Source organism: Luteibacter sahnii, assembly GCF_034063545.1.
GTDB lineage: Bacteria > Pseudomonadota > Gammaproteobacteria > Xanthomonadales > Rhodanobacteraceae > Luteibacter > Luteibacter sahnii.
Genome location: NZ_JAQLOK010000001.1, coordinates 529,733 through 547,196, shown reverse-complemented (window position 1 = coordinate 547,196; position 17,464 = coordinate 529,733). Strand labels below are relative to the sequence as shown.

Annotated in this window: 12 protein-coding genes; all 12 read right to left on the bottom strand. The window is 68.3% G+C overall.

What is annotated here, in order from left to right:
- Positions 1 to 3: 3 nt before the first annotated feature.
- Positions 4 to 1,218, bottom strand: a complete 1,215-nt coding sequence (locus PI246_RS02565) for an ABC transporter permease (protein ID WP_320549717.1) — start codon at positions 1,216 to 1,218, stop codon at positions 4 to 6.
- 11 nt (positions 1,219 to 1,229) lie between these two features.
- On the bottom strand, positions 1,230 to 2,540 hold the full coding sequence (locus PI246_RS02560) for an ABC transporter permease (RefSeq protein WP_320549716.1): 1,311 nt from the start codon (positions 2,538 to 2,540) through the stop codon (positions 1,230 to 1,232).
- A 25-nt stretch (positions 2,541 to 2,565) separates the two neighbouring features.
- Positions 2,566 to 3,279, bottom strand: coding sequence for an ABC transporter ATP-binding protein (locus PI246_RS02555; RefSeq protein WP_320549715.1), 714 nt, complete (start codon positions 3,277 to 3,279; stop codon positions 2,566 to 2,568).
- Between the two features lie 29 nt (positions 3,280 to 3,308).
- Positions 3,309 to 4,580, bottom strand: a complete 1,272-nt coding sequence (locus tag PI246_RS02550) for an efflux RND transporter periplasmic adaptor subunit (protein WP_320549714.1) — start codon at positions 4,578 to 4,580, stop codon at positions 3,309 to 3,311.
- Positions 4,581 to 4,714: 134 nt separating this feature from the next.
- Entirely contained in the window at positions 4,715 to 5,278 is a 564-nt protein-coding gene (locus tag PI246_RS02545) for a hypothetical protein (protein ID WP_320549713.1), read from the bottom strand.
- 82 nt (positions 5,279 to 5,360) lie between these two features.
- Positions 5,361 to 5,558, bottom strand: a complete 198-nt coding sequence (gene hemP, locus PI246_RS02540) for a hemin uptake protein HemP (RefSeq protein WP_320549712.1) — start codon at positions 5,556 to 5,558, stop codon at positions 5,361 to 5,363.
- 92 nt (positions 5,559 to 5,650) lie between these two features.
- Positions 5,651 to 6,148: a chemotaxis protein CheW gene (locus PI246_RS02535; RefSeq protein WP_320549711.1), complete on the bottom strand. Its 498-nt coding sequence runs from the start codon at positions 6,146 to 6,148 to the stop codon at positions 5,651 to 5,653.
- A complete protein-coding gene (locus PI246_RS02530; RefSeq protein ID WP_320549710.1) occupies positions 6,145 to 7,863 on the bottom strand; it encodes a chemotaxis protein CheB in 1,719 nt (572 codons plus the stop codon). Before PI246_RS02530 ends, PI246_RS02535 begins: the two co-directional genes overlap by 4 nt.
- Positions 7,856 to 14,356, bottom strand: a complete 6,501-nt coding sequence (locus PI246_RS02525) for an Hpt domain-containing protein (protein WP_320549709.1) — start codon at positions 14,354 to 14,356, stop codon at positions 7,856 to 7,858. The genes PI246_RS02530 and PI246_RS02525 overlap by 8 nt, the downstream gene beginning before the upstream one ends.
- Positions 14,357 to 14,360: 4 nt before the next feature.
- On the bottom strand, positions 14,361 to 16,376 hold the full coding sequence (locus PI246_RS02520) for a methyl-accepting chemotaxis protein (protein WP_320549708.1): 2,016 nt from the start codon (positions 16,374 to 16,376) through the stop codon (positions 14,361 to 14,363).
- Between the two features lie 133 nt (positions 16,377 to 16,509).
- Entirely contained in the window at positions 16,510 to 17,055 is a 546-nt protein-coding gene (locus PI246_RS02515; protein ID WP_320549707.1) for a chemotaxis protein CheW, read from the bottom strand.
- A 7-nt stretch (positions 17,056 to 17,062) separates the two neighbouring features.
- Positions 17,063 to 17,437, bottom strand: a complete 375-nt coding sequence (locus PI246_RS02510) for a response regulator (RefSeq protein WP_320549706.1) — start codon at positions 17,435 to 17,437, stop codon at positions 17,063 to 17,065.
- Positions 17,438 to 17,464 lie beyond the last annotated feature (27 nt).

The following is a 17,464-nucleotide window of genomic DNA, read 5'->3' as shown; positions in this document are numbered from 1 at the left end:
GGTTCAGACGCTCCGCGTGGCTTCGACCGGCGACACCCGCGAGGCCTTCAACGCGGGTGCCAGCACGGCAAGCTGGCCCAGACCGATCAGGATCATCACGCCCACGATGACATAGGTAACCGACAGCCGCTCCATCTCGAACTGCACCAGCATCCACTGGTTCATGCCCATGGCCAGCCCCACGCCCAGCACCACGCCGGCCGCGGCGATCAGGAAGTTCTCGGTCAGAAAGTAGCTGAGGATGTCACCGCGTTTGGCGCCCAGCGCCCGGCGCACCCCGATCTGCTTGCGCCGCTGCCCCACCCAGAAACTCGACAGGCCGACGATGCCCGCGGCGGTCACCAGCAACAACACGCCGCTAACGATACCCATCATCGTCGCCATGCCCCGATCGCTTTCGTAGGCCCTGCGGCGCACCATGTCGAAGGTCTGCACACCGTATTTCTCCGGCAGCACGCGCATGCGGTTCACGCCGTAGAGGGTGTTGGCGATCGACCGGTAGACGTTGTCCTGCTGCCCGGGCTTCGTGCGGACAAGGAACGTCTGGTAGCTGTTGTTGAACGTCATCGGCATGAGTGTCACCTCGTCGAAGAAGCTGGAGTCCACCCAGGGCACGGTCAGCTTCTCGATGATGCCGATGATGGTCGACGGCTTGCCCTTGAGGAAATACACCGGCTTGCCCAGCGCGTTGCCATCGGGAAACAGCTTTTTCGCCAACGCCTGGCTGATGATGACCTGGGGCGGGGCGGGATCCTGGTTGCGCTCGAACGTACCGATCTCGCCCGGGGTGAAGTTGCGGCCGGCGACCAGCTTGACGCCGAGCGTCTTCAGCGCATGCTCGTCGCCGAAGTACAGGGCGGTCTGCACGCCGTTCTTCTGGCTGTCGCTCGTGCGCTGGACCATGGTCGACCACCCGCCCCGCCGCAGCGGATACGTGTTGGTGGCATAGGCGGACTCGACACCAGGCATGGCGCGGATCGCCTGCAGGTCGGTCCTGATCAACGGGATGAACTGTTCGATGTTGCCGACGTAGAGGTTCTGCACGGCGACCAGGTTGCGCTCGTCCAGGCCCGAGGCGCGGTTGGCGCGCTCGATGCGCGCATGCACGATGAACAGCGCGTTGCAGACGATGGCGAGCGTGAGCGCGATCTGCAGCGCGATGAGGATGGTGCCGGCCTTGTGCCGGCGAAGGGCGGCGAGGATGGGTCGGATCTGCATGACGGTGACCCTCAGTTCGACTTCAGCTGCCAGGCGGGCTGCACTTGCGCCGCCCGCCACGTGGGGTAGAACGCCGCGATCACCATGGCGAGGATGGACACCACCAGCGTCAGCAGCACCAGCGAGGGATCGATGGTCGCCAGGCGGGCGATGCGTTCGGGAAAGACCAGACCCACACCCAGGATGCCCAGGCCCGTGAGCAGCAGACCAAGGACGCCCCCTGCGATACCGATGGTGCCGGCCTCGATAAGGAACTGCGCGTAGATGTCCCGGCGCGCGGCGCCCAACGCGCGACGGACACCGATTTCGGGAGAACGCCGGAGGAACTTCGCCAGCAACAGGCCCACGGTGTTCACCAGACAGATCGCGAGGAAACCGAGCGACACGATCAGCGACACCTGCGACTCGGGCGGCACCACCTTCTGCGCGGCGAGCCAGTCCATCACGTTGCGAAGCCGTACGTTAGGCGCCCAGCTGAAGCGACCCGCCCGCTGCTGCTCCGCGGCGTAGCCGGTAAGGTATTCGCGAAACGCCGTGGCATCGCTCTTCGACGGCAATTCGACCCACAGCGAGAGCCAGACGCATTCGGACTGCAGGTACGCTTCCCAGCCCTGCTCAGGCGCCTTGGGGCAGTTGTTGTTGCCGTTGTTCGGCATCCTGAGGTCGACCGCGCGATTGAGCGGCACATAGAGCGACGCCCCGTCGTCGAACCCCCCGGTGTTGGGCACGTCGAAAAACAGCGGCTGGGGCGCCCAGTCCTGGATGACGCCGACCACGCGGAACAGGCGACCGTCGAGGTTCACCTGCTTGCCGACGCTCTGCCCGCCTTCGAACAACTTGTCGTTGAGCGACTTGGAAATCACCGCCACGCTCGCGTGCTTCTGGTCGTCGTCGGCCGTCCAGGGGCCGCCCTGGAGGAAGGGCACGTCGAACATGGTGAAGAAGTCCGCGCTGGTCGCGTAGCCACCCTCCTGCATCGGCAGGCGCGAGGGGTTGTCGGGAATGACCGAGGCCCCCACCCGATAGGTCACCGCCTGCCGGGTGGCCTTGTGCGCCCGGGACAGGGCCATCGCATCGATGTAGTTCAAGGCCTGCGGCGGCTCGCCTTGATCGTTACTGTTGTCCGGGCCGAAGTTATCCACCTGCACGTTGTAGAGCACGCCGGATTTCTGCGGAATAGGATCGCGCGACGTCGCGCGGAACACCGCGTAGGTGGTCATGGACGCGGCTACGCCGAACCCGATCGCGATCACCATCAGAAGCGTGAGCGCGGGATTTCGGCGCAGGCTGCGCGTGCCCAGCTGAAGGTAGTAACGAAACATGACGCCCCTCCCCCTTTTCGTCGCGTCAGCCGCCGTGGCCGGCGTGGGAGTGCGCGTGGAAGCGCGGCTCCTCGGAAAGATCGACGACCTGGCCGTCGATCACATGCACGTTACGCTGCGCGCGCGCGGCCAGCTCCGGGTCGTGGGTCACCATGACGATGGTGGCACCCTCGCGATGGATCTCCTCCAGCAATTCCATGACGCCACGCGCCATCTGGGTGTCGAGGTTGCCGGTGGGTTCGTCGGCCAGCAGCAGGCGCGGCGAGCCGGCCAGGGCGCGGGCGATGGCGACACGCTGCTGCTGGCCGCCGGACAGTTCGGCCGGATAGTGCTTGGCGCGCGAGGCCAGGCCCACGCGCTCCAGGGCATCCATGATGCGCTGCTTGCGTTCCGGGCCCTTCATGCCCCGGTAGCGCAGCGGCACCTCGACGTTGTCGAACACGTTGAGGTCGGGAATCAGGTTGAACGCCTGGAAGATGAAGCCGATCTTTTCGTTGCGGATCTTCGAGCGGGCGTTGTCGTTGAGCTGACTCACCTCGATGCCGTCAAGGTGGTATTGGCCGCCCGTGAAGGTCTCCAGCAGGCCGGCGATGGTGAGGAAGGTGGTCTTGCCCGAACCGGACGGCCCGGTGACGGCGACGAACTCGCCTTCCTTCACGTCGATGTTGAAGTCGCGCAGCGCGTAGGTCTCCACCACTTCGGTGCGGTAGACCTTGGCCAGGTGAGTCATCTTGAGCATGGCGTGTCCCTTTTGGAAATCGAACGGGTTCAGCGGCTGATGGCGATGTGCTTGGCATCGCCGAAGGCATCGGCACCGGAAATGACGACCTTGTCGCCCTCCTTCAGGCCGGCGAGGATTTCGACCTTGTCGATGCTGCTCGCACCGACCCGGATATCGCGACGATCGGCCATGCCGTCGTTGACGACGTAAGCGTAGCGACCGGCACTTTCGTCGACGAAGGAGCCACGCTGCACGGTGAGCACGTTGTCGCGGCGGTCGAGCAGCACGCGCACGGAAAGGCGCTGGCTCTGCCGCAGCTGCTGCGGCGTCGCCCCGTCGAAGCGCAGGCGCGCGGCCACTTCGCCGCTGACCACCTCGGGCGAAATCGCGCTGACCTTGCCGTTCCACTGCTTGCCGTTGCCGCTGATTTCGCCGGGCATGCCGATGGCCAGGTCGCGGGCGAAGCTTTCCGGCACCTTCATCTCTACCTCGAGGGCCGACAGGTCGATGACGCTGAGCAGTTGGGCGTCCTTCGCCACCGTGGCGCGTTCGGCGATGAACAGTTGGCCGACCTGGCCGTCGACGGGGGACTTCACGTTGAGGTCGTCCACCTGGCGCTCGAGGTCCTGCACCATCAGCACCTGGCGGTCATGGGCAAGCTTCTTCGACTCGACGTCGAAGGTCAGGCTGTCGTTGTCCATCGCCAGGTCGGACTGGGCATGCTTCTCGGTGATGGACGCCTTGTCGAGCACCGACTTGGCCTTGTCCACGTCGGCCACGGGCACCGCGCCCTTGTCGAAGGCGCTCTGGTAGCGTTTCAGGTCCCGCTCGGCGGCGGTCTGGTCGACCACGGCGTTGTCGTAGGTCTTTTGCAGTTCGTTGCGCTTCTTCTTCGCGTCGACCTGAGCGCGCAGGTATTCCACCTGCATCGCGTCGGCGTTGGATTTCTCCTGCGCGAGCTTGTTGGTCAGCTCGGGGCTGGACACCAGGGCGAGCACCTGCCCCTTCTTCACCACGTCGCCCGCGTGCACCTTGAGCACCACGGCGCCGCCGTAGGGTGCGTAGAGCGTCGGGCTAACCGCCGCCACCACCTTGCCCTCGGCGGCGATGTCGCGCACGAAGGTGCCGCGCGTCACGGTACCGAACGACAACCGCGACGCGCTGACCGACGAATCGGCCGAGAACATCGTGGCGATCTTCGGCGCGGCGAAGGCAAGGACGGCGACCGTCGCCGCCGCGCCGCCGATCAGCAGCAGCTTGCGATGACGGGCGGGCCTGACCTCGACGAGGCGGTCCTGTGCGGAGGTGTCGCGGATCATGGTGGAGGTTCCCTGTGGGCTCTGGCACAGGGATAGCAACAGCCATGCCAAGCCTCAAGCGCTTGGCGCGCAACGCATCGTGGATGCGGACGGGTGTCCGCGGACATTCGTCCGGACAGTGTCCGGGTGCCGCGTCAGCGCGCCATCGCGACTGCTTCGGACACCGCGATGTCCCTCGCGACGTCGCGGCCGAGCGCGGAGACGCTGACGTCGGTGGCGCCGAGCACGTCAAAGCCCGCGAGCCGGCGGCGCGAGAACGCCAGCACGCGGGCGCGACACTGGCGCAGCCACGACCGGCCGGGCGCCGTGCGCACCGGCGCGTCGACGGGCACGGCGTCGACGAAAAGCCCGTCCCAGGCCAGGTAATCCGTATCGGGCAGCAGGTAAATACGGGCGAGCGTTTCACCGTCGCCGGCGACGCAGTCGATCCATTCGCGCGGGCCCTCGCAGGTGACCGCGCAGGTCAGGGCCACGTGGCGCGTGGCGAGCAGCGGCGCGAGGTCCGCGGATTCGACCAGGCAATGCGATGGCACGGGCCATGATGCCGGGCACGATCTCGTCGCAGGCGCCAGATACAGCACCCCGCCCAGTTGCCCGAGCCCTTCGGCGAGCGTGCGCGGCGACACCGCGAGCCAGCGGACGGTGGGGAGGGATCGGCCGCGCGAATGCACGCCGAAGGATGCGAGCCAACCGAACATGGGCGTCTCTCGGAAGGGAGCCGAAGAGGGGCCTGGCTGGGCCGCGGGGAGAGGCGGCGTGGCTTGGCGTCGGGGAGAGCGGTTACTTGGTGAGGATCAGCTTGTCGTTGCGCGTAAGGCGCAGGTGGTACTCCGCACCCTGGTGCTCGATGACCAGTTCGCGCGAGCCATCGAGCAGGCGCTGGCTCTGGATACGGCGCGCGGCGACGGCGGCAGGGCGCAGCGGCACGACCTTGTCGCGGCCGTGGGCTTCGGAACGGGCGGGCGTGGTGACGAGCATGGCGTGACTCCGCGTTGGGGTGGCGGAGTTGATGATAATGATTCTCAATTACGAGTCAAGCGATCGGATGCGGCCACACCCCCACCGCTGGGTCAGAGCGCGAAAGCGGCCTGCAACGCGGCTTCGCGCATCGCTACCAGCGCCACCTCGATGCCCTCCAGGTCGGGAATCACCGCCATGTCGTCGCGGACGAGCACCCGCGCCTTCACGCCGAACGGCAGTTCGTTGCCGTCGTGGGTGGGCAGGAGCAGCTCCGCGTTGAGCGTGGTCAAGCGCGGAAAACCATGGGTCAGCACCGCGATGTAAGGCATGTCGGGACGACTGCCCAGCGCCTTGAGCACCGCCACGCGGGCGGCCTGCGCCGGCGCGTCGGGCGGCAATGGCGCAACGTGGTCGAAACCCATCAGGGGAATGTGCCAGCCACGCCACTCGATGTGGCCACGCAACCATTCGGGCGCATCGGTCATCGGCTCGACACCGGCCAGGGTGATCACTTCGGCCACGGCCGCGTTCGGCAGCAGCAGGCGGATACCCGCGCTGGGAATCAGCACGCAACGGATTTCGCGGGGCAGCGGTTCGGCGGAGCTCATGCGTGTTCCTCGATCAGTTTGCGCGCCAGGCCGTCCACGTCGCCCGCGTATCCGGCGACGCGCTCCTCGCGCACCCCGGCCACCATGTGGCCGGCGTCATCGGCCGCCGCCACGGTCTCGACCCAGACCCGTCCGCCGGCGTCATAGATAGCCTGCGCCCCGGCCACGGCGTCGTTGCCGCGGCCGGCGAAGACGATCGCCAACGCGTCGGCGCCGAAACCGCCAGCGAGCGTGCTGAGCACGCCATCGATGGAGGGACCACCGGCCATGTCGTCGCGCACGGTCAGGCTGCCGTCGCGGCGCACCTGCACATGGGTGCCGTGCGCCACCACGCGAACGTCGCCGGAGGCGGCGTGCTCGCCGGCGCGCGCCACCTGGGCGCGTGACGACAGGCGCGCGGCGAATGCGTCGCTGTCGCCGTCGTGGTGCGCCACGACCAGCAACAACGCCGGCAGCTCCGCCGGCAATGTCGCGAGGAAACGGGCGATCGCCGCTTCGCTGTCGTGCGTACCGGCCAGCGCCACCACGCGCCGGACGGCACGCGCGCTGCCCTCGAGGAACATCTCGTGGGCGGCACCCGTGTTCGCATGCATCGTGGGCGCCACGGCCTCTTCCAGCGATACCAGTTCAAGGCCCAGCCCGGGCTCGATGCCCGCGCTGCCGTCGTCGACGACGTCCTGGGCCAGGAATTCGGCGGCGCTCAACGTCTCGATGCCGAAGTCGGCCGGTGCCGCGCGCGCGTCCGCGGGCGCCGCGACGACGGCGTCGTGGTCGAGGAGATCCCACTCGGGTACCGGCGGCGGCACGTACTCGGTCGCGCGTGCTTCGATGTGCACGGACGAGGTCTCGCCCGACGATACCGCGGGCGCATCGTCGAACGAGGCCAGGCTGAGGCTGCTCAGGTCGAACGAGCGCGTTTGGGCCGGTACGATCTCCGTCGTGGCGGCGGTGGCGTGTTCGTCGTCATCGACCAGTTCGAACGACGAAAGACCCAGGGACGCGAGTTCGTTCAGTTCCACCGGGCTGGACGGTACGTCCTCCAGGGTGACGTCGCCCGTCGGCACGGTGTCGCTGTCGGCCAGCAGCGCTTCGAGTTCCGCGGCCAGTTCGACGGGATCGGCGCCCTCCCCGTCCTCGTCGGCCAACGGCTGCGGCGCGGAGAAAACGAACGCATCGTCGACGTCGTCGTCCATGGCGAGCGGCACCCCGCCGTCGTCGGCGACCGGCACGGGTTCGTCGGGATACCCGTGGCTACCGGTGATGGCCAGGTCGCCATCGAGCGGCACCACGAAGTGTTCCTCGGCCGGCGCGGCCACGCTGGCGATGGCCTCGATGCGCGGCTCGATGGCACGTGCGTGGTCGGGGCGTGGCGGGTCGATCACGTCGCCGCCGACCAGCTTCGCGGCAAGGTGGCGCGCCCAGCGGGCGCGGTCCCAACCCTGCAGCGAGCGGCTGGCATCCGCGTCGTTGAAGACCAGGCGGGGATGGCCGCCCTCCACGGTGTCGTAGAGTCGGTCCAGGTCGGTATCGCTGGGATCGTCCAGGTCGACCACGACCACGTCGGCCGAGGAACCGACCAGTTCGGCCGGCGCGAACGCCGCGAGATCGGATTCGTAGACGATGCGAGCGCCCTGGGCGACCAGCGCCTCGCGCAGGTGGGCCGACAGGCTCGCGTCGTCGAACAGCAAGGCGACCGAGGTGACGCCGTCAGTCATGGTGCCCTCCGAGCAGGTCGTTGATCTGCGCGATGAGGTCGTTTTCCTGGTAGGGCTTGCCGATGTAGCGCTTGACGCCAATATCGAACGCGCGCTGACGGTGTTTGTCGCCGGTGCGCGAGGTGATCATGATGACCGGCACGTGCGCGAGGCGATCTTCGGCCTTCATCGCGGTGGCGAGCTCGTAGCCGTCCATGCGCGGCATCTCGATGTCGAGCAGCATCAGGTCCGGGACGCGTTCGTTGAGCTTCTCCAGCGCGTCCAAGCCGTCCTTCGCCGTCATCACCTCGAAGCCGTGGCGTTCGAGCACGCGGCCGGTGACCTTGCGCATGGTGATGGAGTCGTCCACCACCATCACCAGCGGGCGCACGCGCACCTCGTCCTGCGCACGCGGTGCCTGCGGCCGTTCGGCCTCGGCCTCGAACGCGCTGCGGGCCACGCCGTGGCGCACCAGGGGGGCAAGGTCGAGAATGACCAGCACCGAGCCGTCGCCCATGATGGTCGCGCCGAGGATGCCCGGCACGGAGCTGACCTGCGGGCCGACCGGCTTGACCACGATTTCGCGCGAGCCGAGCACGGCGTCGACGCGGATCGCGGCGCGAAGGTCGCCCGCGCGCACGATCAGCAGCGGCACCTCGCCCTCGTCGGCCGAGACCGTGTGCACGCCCAGCAGTTGCGGCAGGTCGTGGATCGCGTAGTCCTCGCCGGCGTAATCGAACGACGGGCGCTCGTCGGCCATGCGATGGGCCAGTTCGTTGGGTTCGACGTGCGCCACGCCATGCACCGAGGTCATCGGGATGGCGAAGCTGGTTTCGCCGATGCGCACGATCAAAGCCTGGGTCACCGCGAGGGTGAACGGCAGGCGCATGACGAAGGTGGTGCCTTCACCGCGCACCGATTCGATGCCAAGCGTGCCGCCGAGCTGCTTGATCTCGTTGGCCACCACGTCCATGCCCACGCCGCGACCGGCGACCTGGGTGATCGTCTCGGCGGTGGAGAAGCCCGGCACCTGGGTCAGCTGGAAGATCTGCTCGTCCGACACGCGTGCATCGCTGCGTAACAGACCGCGCGCGATCGCCTTGGCCCGGATCGCCTCGCGATCCATGCCGGCACCGTCGTCGGACAGGCGCACCACGATTTCCGTCGCCTCTCGGGCCACGCGGATGCGCACCGTGCCTTCGGGGTTCTTGCCCGAGGATTCGCGCACGGCGGGGGGTTCGATGCCATGGGCCACGGCGTTGCGCAGCATGTGCTCGAACGGCGCCTTGATGCGCTCGAGCATGTTGCGGTCCATTTCGCCGTTGGCGCCCTCCACCACCAGTTGCGCGCGCTTGCCCACGTCGGACGCGGCCTGGCGCAACGTGCGGCGCAGGTTCGGCACCAGCGCGTCGAACGGCAGCATGCGGGTCTGCATCAGGCCTTCCTGCAGCTCGGCGTTCACCCGCTGCTGCTGGAGCAGCAGGGTTTCCGACTGGCGGGTCAGGTCGTCAAGGATGGTCTGCAGGGACACCAGGTCGGACACCGACTCGGCCAGTGCACGCGAATACTGCTGCAACTGCGAGAAGCGATCGAGTTCGAGCGGATCGAATGCCGAGGCCGCGTTGTCGCGATGCTCCTGGTGGTAACGCGCGATGATCTGCGTTTCGGTTTCGATCTCGAGCATGCGCAACTGGCTACGCAGGCGCTCGACCGTCTGCTCGTGTTCGGTGAGCGCGGCACGGAAGCTCGCTGTCTGCTGTTCGAGGCGCGACCGGTAGATGGACACCTCGCCTGCGTGGTTCACCAGCGTGTCGAGCATGTCCGCGCGCACGCGTATCTGCTCCTGAGTGGCCCGCTGGACGTCGTCTTCCTCGAATTCGGGAAGCAGTTCGGGCAGCTCGCGCATCGGTGCGGGCGTGGGCGCACGTTCTTCGCGATAGCTCTCGGCGGTGAGCGTGTCCGGTGCGATGGGCGCGCCGGCCAGGCGAGCGAACGGTTCGATGTCGGCGTCGCCCAGCGCGATCGGCTGGCCCTGGGCGATCGCCTGCACCATACCGTGCAGCCGGTCGAAGCCGGCCTCCATGGCTTCAATGTCGGCGCGATCGCCCCCGCGGCCACCCGCGACGGCGTCGAGCAGGGTTTCCATCGCATGGGCGAGGTCGCCTACCGGCGCCATCCCGGCCATGCGCGCGCTGCCCTTGAGGGTGTGCAGGTCGCGTTGCAGCGCGGCCACGTGCTCGGCCTGCTGCGGTTCGGCACGCCAAGCGGCGAGCGCGCCGTCGGCGTGGTCGAGGATCTCGCCCCCTTCTTCGACGAACACCTCGAGCAGGTCGGGGTCGATGTCGGCGTAGGGAGAGCGCTCGGGCACGGACGCAGCATCGTGGTCGATGCGCGACTCGACGGCCGGCTCATCGGCGATGACGTACTCCCCGGTCGCGATCGAGGCCGCGTCGGCATCGTCGATCGCTATCGTGGGTTCGGCGACGGTGCCGTCGTGCTCGTCGGTGGACGCGTCCTGCCCGGCGTCGCCGTGCGTGTCTACGACGGGAGCCGCGAGCGCGGCGTCGTCTCCGTCGCCGCGCTCCGCCTCCAAGGCCCCCGCATCGGGTGCGACCGACGGGGTCGGCCCGTCTTCCACCTCGTCGTCATGGGACACGGGCGGCGGCAGCGGCGCCGCATCGAGCGGCTCAGCGGCGGTCTCGTAGTCCTGCAGAATCGTGTCGCGTTCAACGGGCTCAGCCGATGCCTCGTCGGCCGGTTCGACGGCCCCGGTCGCGTCGCCGGGCGTCGTGTCGTCGTCGGACTCAGCCGCCTGCCACTCGGCGTCGAGCACGCGCCATTTCGCCTCTTCCTCGGCGTCGAAGGCCGCGATGGGACGCACCGTGCCCTCGGCTCGATCGGCGGGTTGGTCGTCGTAGGCGGCGAGGAATTCGGCCGTCAGGTCGCCCTCGGCAAGCAGGCTTTCCAGCGCTGGCAGATCGACCGGCGGCAATTCGTCGTGCCCGGAGGCGTTCGGCAGGGGCTCGACCGGCGCGGCGTCGTGGGCGGCGAGTTCCGCGTCCAGCGCGGCCTCCATATCAGCGTCGCCCGACGGCGCGGCGTGTCCGTCGTGGTCGTGCGCATGCGCGTGGACAGGCTCGGCGGCGAGTTCACTCAACGCATCGTCTGCCCATGGCTGCACGGGTTCGTCCGAGGGGGTCTCGGGATTCGCGTCGACGTGTTCTGCCGGTGGCTCGGCGAACGCATGGTCCGGCAAGGCCTCGGCATGCGCGTCGGCGGATGGCGTCGCGGGTTCGGCGAACGCATCCTCTACCGGTTCCCGCGCGGGCTCCTCGGGCAGCGTGCCGAGGACGTCGGATGCGTCGATATCGAGCATGTGCGACGCTTCGCTCGCGCCATCCGTGCCGACGTCGTCATGACCGATCGCGGCGGACGGGGCGGCGACCGCTTCGTCGCCGTCGGGCGAGACCGGGTCGGGCTCGTAAAGAATGTGCGCGACCGTCGCCTCGGGCTGCTCGTCGCGAAGCGCGGTGATCCGCGCCGCCAGCGCCGCGACGTCGGGCACCTGCGCCTCGGGTGTGTCGAAGAGCGCCATGACATGGTCGACCAGATCCGCGGCGTCGCGCAACACATGCACGCCATCGCCACGCAACGGTTCGCCCGACGCCCGCACGCGTTTGATCAGGCCTTCCAGCGGCGCCAGCACCTGGATCAGCACCGGGATGTCCACCATGCCGATGGCGCCGTGCAGGGTGTGCACCGCGCGCAGCAGGCCATCGTCCACCGGCAGCTCGCCGTGCTGCGCCTGGGCGAGATTGGCGCGGATCACCGTGAGGTACTGGGCGACCTCGGTGCGCAGGATATCGAGCAGCACCGCGTCCACCGGCGGCAACGCCGGCGGGGTATACGGCAGGTCGACGACGGGCTCCGGTTCCGGCGCGGGCGACGGCGATTGCCCGTAGGCAGCGAACGCGGCGGTGGGTACGTCGGCGAGGGTGTCGCGCGGCACGCGGCGTTTCACCTTCGTGCGCACGGTATGCACCGCGTTGCGCGCGACTTCTTCGACGAACGCGTTATCGCCCATCGCGAGGCGATCGGCGGTTTCCATGATGGCGGCGATCGGCGCCGACGGCGTGCCCGCCCCTTCCAGCGCGGCCTTCAGTTGCGGCAAGGCGTCGACGGCGTGACGGACCAGCGCCTGCACGCCCTCGTGCGGCGCGATGGTGCGGTCGAGCACGCGGTTGAGCATGTTCTCCACCTTCCAGGAGAACTCGCCCAGCAGACGCGCACCGACGAGGCGGCCGGAGCCCTTGAGCGTGTGGAACGACCGGCGGATCGGGGTCAGCGCTTCGGGCTTCTCCGGTTCGGCCATCCACGGGCCGAGCGCCGCCGTGAGATTGTCGATCTCTTCCTGGGTTTCTTCCAGGAAGATCTCGCGGATTTCATCGTCGATGCCGTCGACGGTGATCTGGAAACCGGCGAACTCGGCCATGCCGTGCCCGCCGACTTCCTGCTCGATGTCTTCCTCGATCTCGACCCAGTCGTCGACCGGCGGCTCAGGGGCCGGCGGGACGATGTCATGCACCGGCTCGACCGCGTCGGCCAGGCCAGCCGCCGCTTCGGCATCCACTTCGGCGTCGGTGGGTGGCTCGTCGAGCAGGTCGAAGCTGTCGGCGAAACTGGAAACCGTCTCGCCTGGGTCTTCGCTCGTCGCCGGCACCGCGATGTGTTCGATAGCGGCGCTTTCGATCGCCTCCAGCGTCTCGGCGCCCATCGGTTCGTGCGCCGTGTCGGCCTCGTCGACCGGCACCGGCCAGTAGCCGAGTTCGGCCAGGCTCTGCTGGGTCACGTCGAGGATGTGCTCCAGGCCGCCGCGGTGTTCGCGCGCGGCCTCGAGGTAATACTCCAGCGCGGCGAGCGCGTCCGCCAACCGGTCCATCTGCGTACCGTTGGGCACGCGGCGGTCGCCGAGCAATTCGCGATGGATGAACAACCCGATGCCGTCGGCCAGTTCCGCCGGCCGCGCCGCGCCGAGCATGCGCATCGCCCCGCCGATCTCGCCCATCATGCCGGGCGTGCCGTCGAGCTGCGCGTGGTCCCACGACGACTCGACGAAGGCGACGATGGCCTCCTTCACCCGTGACGTGTTGGCGGTGGCCTCGCGCATCAGCGAGGACAGGATGTGCCGCGCCTCGCTGCGAGGCAGCGGCGACGTGCCGGTGTCGCCACCGGGGATGTCGCTTTCCGCGCCCAGGCGATCGATGTGATCGTCGAGCGAGGCTTCGACATAAAGCAGCGCGCCGGCGACGTCCAGCAAGGCCTCTTCGTCCGGCGCGCGGGTGCCGGCGGCGATGTCGCCGAGGATGCGGCGCTGTTCGCCGACCACCCGCCGTGGCACGCCGAGCGCCAGCATGCCGAGCGTGTCGCCCACGCGGTCGAGCACGTCGGCCTGCGGGCCGAGCTGCGCAGGATCGCCGTCGGGGCGCCGCAGGAACAGGTCGAGCGACTCCTTCACCCGGAGCAGGTCTTCCTTGATGGCCGCCGACACGGTGTCGAGCAGCGCGCGGTTGTGCCCGGAGATCGAGCCGCGGGCGTGTTCCAGCTCGGCCTCGCGCGGCAGCAGGCCGTCGAGGCGATAGGTGTCGCGCAACTCGTCGATGCGCTCGCTGCCCGGGCGCGCCTGCGCGACGTAGTAGAGCAGCTTGCGGGCGAGGTCTTCGGCGTCGCCGCCGAGCAGCGCATCTTCGCCGTGCTCCATCATCTCGCGGATCGAGCGATCCACCCGTCCGATGAGCTGGCGGACATCTTTTTCATGGCCCGGCAGCACGCCGCGCTCGAGGCCTTCGATCACGCCCGCGGCGATCCACCACAGGCGACGGCCACCGATGGTGTAGCAACGCGCCGCGATGGCGTCGAGGGTCGCGCGCATGGCCAGGAGCTGGCGATCGCCGCCCTGGCCGCGAAACCATGCAAGCAACTGCTGCTGGAAGCGCAGGCGCAGCTCGCCGATGTCGGCGCGCGCGGCGTCCGCCGCGGCCGGATCGTCGGCACCCGGCGCACCCAGGGGCAGCGGCGCGTCGAGGTTGGGCGTGAACAGGGCCGACTCGTGCAACGACTGCTCGCCGCGGCTGGCGCGCAGGTCGTTGAGCAAGGGCAACAGCACGATCGGCACGTCGCGGTGCCCGCTCTGCAGGCGCTCGAGGTAGTCGGGCATCTGCATCATGCCGCGCATGAGCACGGCATAAGCCTCGTCGCGCTGAGCCACGCGGCCGTCGATGAGCGCGGCCACCAGGGCCTCCATCTCGCCGACGACCATGGCCGCGCCGTAGAGCTCGACCATGCGCAGCGTGCCGTGCACCTGGTGCAGGTCGGCGGCGCAGGTGTGCATCACGTAAGCGTCGCGTGGGTCGTCCACGTACGACTCGAGGGCCTGCCGCGCCTTGGCCAGGGCGTCGTCGAGCTCCGCCTTGACCCAGTGCAGCGTGGTGAAATCGGTATGTTCGTTCAGTCTCACTGCATTAGCCCGGCAGCTTGAAGTTCGCGACGGACAGGCGCAGGTCGTTCGCCAGCTGCGCCAGGTTGCCGATGGACTCGGCGGTCTGGCTCGCGCCCAGCGACGTCTGCGAGGTGATTTCCTGGATCACGTTCATCGTGGCCGACGTATCGGTCGCCGCCGCCGACTGCTGGCGTGCCGCGGCCGAGATGTTCTGAATCAGCGCGGAAAGGTCGTTCGACACGCGCTCGATGTCGCCCAGCGCCGTACCGGCGTCCTCGGCCAGGCGCGCACCGGCCACCACCTCGGCGGTGGTCTGCTCCATCGAGCTCACCGCTTCGTTGGTATCGGACTGAATCGTCTGCACCAGCGTCTCGATGCGCTTGGTGGCGCTCGCCGAGCGTTCGGCCAGGCGCTGCACTTCGTCGGCCACCACCGCGAAGCCGCGGCCCGCCTCACCCGCCGAGGCCGCCTGGATGGCCGCGTTGAGCGCGAGGATGTTGGTCTGCTCGGCGATGTCATTGATCAGTTCCACGATCGAACCGATTTCCTGGGACGACTCGCCCAGGCGCTTGATGCGCTTGGAGGTTTCCTGGATCTGGTCGCGAATGGAGTCCATGCCCTGGATGGTCTCACGCACCACTTCGGCGCCGCGTGACGCGATCTGCACCGAACGCTGCGCCACGTCGGCCGATTCGGCCGAGTCCTTCGACACGGTATCCATCGACGTGGCGATCTGGTTGATCGCCGAGGTAGCGGACGTGATCTGCTGGGCCTGCTGCTCGGCCGCATCCGCCAGGTGCATCGCGGTCGCCTGCGTTTCCTGGGCCGCCGCCGAGACGCGCACGGCCGTCTCGTTGATGGTGGTTACGAGGTTACGCATCTCGTCCACCGCGGAGTTCATGGCGTCCGCGATGGCGCCCGTGATGTCCTCGGTCACCGTCGCCTTGATGGTCAGGTCGCCTTCGGCGAGCGTATCCATCTCGTCCAGCAGGCGCATGATCGCGTCCTGGTTGCGCTGGTTGAGCTCGGAGGTGCTCTCGAAGCGGCGGCGCTGGTCGCGCACTAGGCTGTAGACCAGGAGCAGCGCGAACAGCACCGCGCCGATGGCGCCGAGCAGGCCCCACCACACGTTCGGGAACAGGCGGGTGAGCGGCAGCCTGGCGATCTGGTCGGCCGATTCGTTCGCGCGCAGCAGCACCGTCTGGGAATCGAGCGAGGCCTGGTTGCCGGCGCGCTTGACGTCCTGCAGGTTGGGCGAAGCCGTCACCAGCTGGTTCACCGGATCGACCAGTTCGGCCCATGACGACTGCATGCCTTCGAGGATCTTGCGTGCGTTGGCGTCGGTCATCGCGCGCACGCCGCTCTCGGCGTTGCCGTCGACGAGGCCCTTGAGCACCGAGCCGTACAGCTGGGCGTCGCGCGACAGGCCATCGGCCGCGGACTGGGCGGCATCGCCACCCTGCAGGATCTCCTGCACGCGGCGGATCATGCGGTCGGCCATGAGCATCCAGCGGGCGATGGTGAACGTCTGCTCCGAGGAGGCGTTCTTCTGCTGGATGATGTTCAGCACTTCGTCGGTGCGCGCGTTGAGCAGCGGCATCTGGCGGGCGAACAGGTCCGCGCGCTGCCCGGAGGAAAGCACGAGGTCCTGGTTGTCGAGGATCTTGCCGATGTCGGCGTCGAGCTGGTGCCAGGCGTTGGCGAGCGCACCGATGGAGCGCACGTCGGCATAGGCCGGCATGCCGGTCTTCTGGTCGCCCTTGACCAGGCGCTGCACCGCCGAATCGATGGTGTTGCGGGTGGCCGACAGCTCGCGGAAGGAGTCGCGATTGCCGTCGGAGGCTTCCAGGGCGTATTTCGCGGTCTGCTGCGAGAGCACCTGTACCTGCGTGGTGAGCGCGATGGCTTCGCGATCCTGGCCGTTCTTGATGTTGAGCCACCAGAAATCGACCGACGCCAGGCCGATCGACAGGATCAGGAACACGATGACGATCGTGTACCCGCGTTCCCGGCCCGCGCCGCTTGCTGTCGTACTCATATCTACCTCACCCAAACCTGGCCAGACGGCGTGGCCCCCATGGAGCCACCCCTCGCGTTCCCGACGCGGGTCGCCCCCGCGCATGTCCTGTGTCGGCGTCCCTGCGGGCCGCCGTCCCCCTTACCGAAACCCCTTACAGGGCCGCCTGCCGGAAATCCGGCGCACGAACCAGGCGGCTCATGCTGAACAGGCCGAACGACTGCTCGCCGAGCCGGATGTTTCCGGTGACGAAGCGCGCCAGCCGCGGATCGTTTTCCTCCTCGCCCTCGCCACGCCGGTCGTCGTCCATCGTGCGCTGGCCGAACACCTCGTCGACGAGCAGCCCCACGGTGCCGCCGTGCTGGCGCACCAGGAGCAGGCGCGTGCGCTCGGACGCCGGCGTGCGCTCGTCGAACAGGAAACGGCCCAGGTCGATCGCCGGCACGAGGTTGCCGCGCACGTTCGCCACGCCCATCAGCCACGGCTGCGTGCCCGGCACCTGGGTGAGCGCCGGCACCGCGAGCAGTTCGTTGATCTCGTCGATGCCGCTGACGAACGCACGCCGTCCGACGCGGAAGCCGATGCCTCGCCACAGGCCTTCGGTGGCCACCTGCTCGGTGGCACCGATCGAATGCGCGATGCACGCGCGTTCGTAGTGGGCGAGAAGCTCGAAAGGGGTCAGTGCCGCGTTCTCGCTCATGGCGACCTCAATGCGTCCGCTGCGCGAGCAATCCGTTGATGGTCGAGAGCAGCTCTTTCTCGTTCACCGGCTTGGTGATGAACGCCTTGGCGCCTTGGCGCAGGCCCCATACCCGGTCGGTTTCCATCGACTTGGTGGTGATCATGACCACCGGCACGTCGGCGGTGGCCGGGTCACGGCTGAGCGTGCGCGTGGCCTGGAAGCCGTTCATGCCGGGCATGATGACGTCCATGATGACCAGGTCGGGCTTGCGCTCGCGGATGCGCTCGATGCCGGCTTCCGCGTTATCCACGCTGGAAACGGAAAAACCCGCCTTCTCCAGCAGCGTGGTGAACACGCGAACGTCGGTGGGCGAGTCGTCGATGATGAGAATGTTTGCCACACGTCCCCCTGGACGTCTTTGTTCGGT